General features: G+C 74.7%; 3 protein-coding genes. 1 reads left to right on the top strand and 2 read right to left on the bottom strand.

The features are described 5' to 3' along the window. Positions 1 to 36: 36 nt before the first annotated feature. Positions 37 to 228 (bottom strand): hypothetical protein, encoded by a 192-nt coding sequence (locus tag DQW06_RS25820; RefSeq protein WP_232833158.1) that lies wholly within the window; start codon positions 226 to 228, stop codon positions 37 to 39. Positions 229 to 279: 51 nt separating this feature from the next. After that, the gene (locus DQW06_RS25815; RefSeq protein WP_117199469.1) at positions 280 to 1,455 is read right to left on the bottom strand and encodes a winged helix DNA-binding domain-containing protein; all 1,176 of its coding nucleotides are present in this window, start codon (positions 1,453 to 1,455) and stop codon (positions 280 to 282) included. Between the two features lie 131 nt (positions 1,456 to 1,586). On the opposite strand from DQW06_RS25815, the gene DQW06_RS25810 reads away from it, so the two are divergent. Beyond that, positions 1,587 to 2,261 carry a TetR/AcrR family transcriptional regulator gene (locus DQW06_RS25810; protein ID WP_117199468.1) on the top strand — a complete coding sequence of 225 codons (675 nt, stop codon included), beginning with the start codon at positions 1,587 to 1,589 and terminating at the stop codon, positions 2,259 to 2,261. The last annotated feature ends 216 nt before the right edge of the window (positions 2,262 to 2,477 follow it).

The following is a 2,477-nucleotide window of genomic DNA, read 5'->3' as shown; positions in this document are numbered from 1 at the left end:
CCCCCCCCCGGCCGGGCGACCCCTGCGGCGGCCCTCTCAGCGGGGCCCGCCGGGGTCGCCCGCCTTCCCGGCGCCGGTGGCCCGCCGGGTGGACCCGGCCGCGAGGAAGGCCGACACGAGCGCCGCGCAGACCACGAGTATCGCCTGCTGGATACCGTAGAGCCCTCCGAGCAGCCCCAGCGGTGGCTGGCCTCCCGGGAAGGCCGCGTATCCCAACGAGCTGACCACGGACACCCTCGCCGCGGCTCTCGCGGGGTCGTCCGCCGCGCCGGGCCGCCCTCACTCCCACGCGGCCCGGGCGGCCCTCATCGCGGGCGACACGTAGCCGGTGCCGATGCGGACGCCGTCGAGCCACTCGGTCAGGCGCGCCGCCTCCTCCCCCAGGGCCCGGCGCGTGGCCGTCGACACCGGTTCGAGCAGGTGCACCCGGACCGCGCCGGAGCCGTCCTGCACCCACGTCCCGACCACGCGGCCGTCCGCCCAGGCGGTCGTGCCCGCGTTGCCGCGGTTGTCGAAGAGCTGCTGGCGGTGGGGGCCCAGGTAGAAGTCCCGGCCGCGCCAACCCATGACGGTCGGGTCGAGCACCGGCAGCAGGGCGACCCACGGGCCCGGGTCGGCCGTCCGGCCGAGGTCGTCGGGCAGGAGCCAGCCGGTGGCGCCGCCGTCGAGGGAGACCATGACGGCGCCGAGTTCGGCCAGCGCCGTGCGCACCGCCGTCTTGGTGGACCCCAGCCACCAGACGATGTCGTCCTCGGTCCCCGGTCCGAAACTGTGCAGCCAGAGGCGGACGAGCTCCCGGTAGCCCTCGGCGGCGCTCCACGGGGCGGGAACGCCGTCGAGCCAGTGCCCGGTCAGGGTCCAGCGCGGCTGCGAGACCGCGAAGCGGCCGGTGTTGGCGCCGCGCACGATGTCGGCGGCTGCGCCGAGGAGGGTGAGCACCCGCGGCGCCGACCACACCTCACCCGCCGACCCCGCCACCCTCACGTCGATCCTCGGCACCGCCCGGCGCACGTCGGCGGCCACCAGTCCCTCGGGTTCGTCGGCGAGCAGGGCCAAGACCTCGGCCCCGGCCCGGTCGAGCCAGGCGTCGCCGTCGTCGGCGATCCCCTCCCTGACCAGGTCCTTGCGCATGCGGGCGCGCTCCGCGGCGGCGACGCGCGCGGAGGCGCTCGGCCACACGGCGGGCAGCAGTTCGCGCGGGAACACGAAGAGCGTGCGCCGCATCGCCAGCTGCTTCACCAGCCTCCGCTCCTCGTAGAGCGCCCTGTCGAGGTCGGCCACGGTCAGCGAGGGCACGCGCGCCCGGCACGACAGGTAGACGGTGGCCGGTTCGGTGGCGTGCAGCGCGGTCACCGCCCGCGTGGCCGCCTCCGGGGAGTCCGCGTGGAAACCCGCCGCCAAGGCGTGCCGAACGCCGATGCGGGCGCGCCGTTCGTCGTCACTCACGTGGTGCATCGGCTCATCGTGCCACACCGTCCGGACATTTCGATACGTGCCAGTTCCGGAACTCTTCCGTTCCTGAACTACTCTGTTCCGGAACTGGTGTGTATCGTTCCGACCAGCGGTGAGACGAGGAGGAGACCGCCATGACACGAGACAGCGACACCCGCGCCCCCGCCGCACCCGGCGGCGGTTCCGCGCGCCCCGGCCGCAGGCGGGACAGCTCCCGTGACGGCGCCATCCTCGACGCGACGCTGGAGGTCCTGGCCGAAGCCGGGTTCGCCCGGCTGACGATGGACGCCGTCGCGGCCCGGGCCGGAGCCGGGAAGGCCACGCTCTACCGCCGCTGGCCCTCCAAGACGGAACTGGTGGTCGACGCGGTGGCGCGCATGAAACGCGACCAGGTCGACACCGGGAGCCTGCCCGACACCGGCGACCTCCGGGAGGACCTGCTCGGCCTGTTCCGGCCCCAGTCGGCACGGGAGGGCGAGCGCAGGCTCCGGATCATGGCGGGACTGGCCTCGATGCTCGTCCAGGACGAGGCGTCCGCCGACGCCGTCAGCGCCGCGATCGTCCAGCCCTGGGCCGAGGCCCACCGCCTCCTCATGCGGCGCGCCGTCGAGCGCGGGGAGGCCTCGGCCGCGGCCGACGTCGACACCCTCTCGCAGGTGGTCGCGTCGATGGCCGCCTACCGCGCGCTCGTCCAGCGCAGGCCCTTCGACCGGGACTTCCTCGTGTCGCTGGTGGACGGCGTCCTGATGCCCGCACTGCGCGGCCCCCGGGCCGGGACCCCCTCAGCGGAACCGGAACGCACGTCCTGACCAGCCGGACACGGGAGCCGTGCGCGTCCGCGCGTCCCGAGCGTCACCTTTCCCGGGCTCGACGGTGTCCGGGTTCTCATGGCGGTACCGACCCCGGTCATCGCCCGGAGTCCACGCGTCGAGCCCCTCGGGGAGCACACGTGTCCTGCACAAAGCGTTGGCCTAGAATGTGCGCTGGAGGAGCCCACCATGACCGTTGCGGACCACCACCCACCG

Origin of the sequence: Nocardiopsis sp. TNDT3, assembly GCF_003427465.1 — a bacterium.
GTDB classification, from domain to species: Bacteria; Actinomycetota; Actinomycetes; order Streptosporangiales; family Streptosporangiaceae; genus Nocardiopsis; species Nocardiopsis dassonvillei.
This window is presented reverse-complemented; position numbering and strand designations above follow the sequence as displayed.